The sequence below is a fragment of the Kordia jejudonensis genome, assembly GCF_001005315.1.
Classification (GTDB): domain Bacteria; phylum Bacteroidota; class Bacteroidia; order Flavobacteriales; family Flavobacteriaceae; genus Kordia; species Kordia jejudonensis.
Genome location: NZ_LBMG01000121.1, coordinates 1 through 2,414 on the forward strand (window position 1 = coordinate 1; position 2,414 = coordinate 2,414).

A 2,414-nucleotide genomic window follows, 5' to 3' on the forward strand; every position below is an offset into this window, starting at 1 on the left:
ACTTTTTCTGAATTGATCCAGCCGTGTAACGCTAGTGATAATGCGCTGAGTAGAATGTCGTTGATTTCCGTTCCATACGCGCCATGAATGTCTTTTAGTAACGATTCCGTAGCATTTTCATCCAAAGAAACACTGTAATTTTGTGTTTCGCTATATGAAATTGTGTCTGCATAGTCAGTATCAACAGGTAATGATGTAAAGTTATTGATTATTTTTTTCCAGTATCTGCGTTCGCCTTGTAATGCTGGCGAAGTTGTATATTCTTGTAATGCCTGTGTCCATTGGCGGTATGAAGTTGCTTTTTCTGGGAAACTTACAGGAATTCCTGCTTGCAAGTTTTCTATGGTTTTGGTAAAATCTTCTAAGAAAATTCGCCAGGAAACTCCATCAATTGCCAAGTGATGTACGCCGATAAAGAGTCTGTTTTTTTCGTCTTCTGTTTCAATGAGCACAAATCGAGTTAATGATTTGTTGTAAATTTCTAAATCGGCTTGGTATTGATTGCAAATTGCTGTGATATTAGCTTCTGTACTTGCCGTTTCTCTTTGTAATGTTGGAAGTGTTGTTCCGTAGGTTTGTCGTGGATAGGTTTGATGTTCTACTTTTTCAAATTCTAATCGCAATGCATCATGATGATTCACGAGCAGTTCTATTGCTTTTTGAATCGTTTCAGGTTTGATTTGCTTTGAAAGCGTTAGTAAAACCGATTGATTGTAATGATTTTGCGTTGTATAATTAAGATCAAAAAATTGTTTTTGAATTGGATGTAAAAGAAGTTCGCCTTCTAAAACGCCTGTTTCTTGAATGATTTCGCCAGCTTCTTTTAAGTGTAAAGCAATCTCCGCAATGGTTTGATAACTAAAAATATCCTTCACTTGATAGTGAATATCCGCAGATTTACTTCTACTAACTAGTTGAATCGCTTTGATAGAATCACCGCCTAACTCGAAGAAGTTATCGTAAATTCCTATTTGTTTTACGCCTAATAACTCTTGCCATATTTGTACTAACTTCTCTTCTACTTCGTTGGTCGCCGCAACATACGCTTCTTTCTGATATGCACTGTCATTTGCCGCTGGCAACGCTTTTTTGTTAAGTTTCCCGTTACTTGTCAATGGAAATGCTTCCAACTGCATATAGAGTTTTGGCACCATATAGTTGGGCAATTGCGCTTCTAGTGCTTTTTGAATGGATTTATGATCAATTGCTTCTTGTGTGATTATATATGCTACTAATTGCTCATTTTTGACAAGAACGACAGCTTCTTTGATATGTTCCAAGGCTTCCAAGACTGTTTCAATCTCGCCCAATTCAATGCGATATCCTTTGAGTTTTACCTGATCATCTTTTCTGCCTAAGTATTGAATGTTTCCATCCGATAATCGTTTGGCGATATCGCCCGTTTTGTAGAGTTTTGCTCCATCTATAAACGGATGATTGATGAATTTTTCTTGCGTAAGTGTTTCTTGGTTCAAATATCCTTTTGATAAGCCTTTTCCACTGATGCACAATTCGCCAGTTCCGCCAATTGGTAAAACATTTAAATCCTCATCTAAAATGTAAATTTGGGTATTGGCGATCGGATGACCAATGTTGATTTCATCAGCCGTAACCTCTTGAACCATACAACCCACAGTAGCTTCCGTAGGTCCATATTCATTGAAGATTTTTATGTTTGGATTGATGCTTTTTAAAACTTCAACATGACTTTTCTTTAATTCTTCTCCACCTAAAATGGCCACATTTAGTTCTTCACTTTTAAGCTGTGAATCTTGCAAAGCACTTACATGTGAAGGCGTTAATTTAATGCAAGAGATTCCATTTTCTATGTATCGTTTTAATAGTGATAAAACATCTTGATCTTCTTCAAAAACAGTAACCGTTCCGCCACTGATTAGTGGTAAAAAGATGCTAGTAATGGTTAAATCGAATGATGGAGACGTGAATAATCCGAAATCTTTGTTTGTATCATTTAAGTAACAACTTTTTCCCCATTGTAAATAGTTCGCTAGTGCATCATGTGTAATCGGTGTTCCTTTAGGGTTTCCTGTTGAACCCGAAGTGTAAATGATGTACGCGGTATCTTTCAGTGTAACTTCTGTAGCCAATTCCGTAGAAAACTGATTCGCTTCAAATTCGACATCTAACGCTAATAAAGTTCCTGAATAATAATCCAATTCAAACATGTAATTCGTATCAGAAATCAACAGTTGTATGTTTGCATTTTCTAAAATATACTGCTTTCGTGAACTTGGATAGGTTGTATCAATCGGAACATATACACCACCAGCTTTTAAGATTCCTAAAATTGCAATGATGTACGCTTCACTTCGATCTAAATGAATTCCGACAGCATCGCCTTTTGCAAGCTTATATTCTGATAATAAACAGTTTGCCAGTTGACTCGACTGCGC

1 protein-coding gene is annotated in these 2,414 nt (G+C 36.6%); it reads right to left on the minus strand.

Features of this window, described 5'->3' with window-relative positions:
• A partial coding sequence (locus AA089_RS22850; protein WP_046759344.1) for a non-ribosomal peptide synthetase occupies positions 1 to 2,414 on the minus strand: 2,414 nt, incomplete at both ends.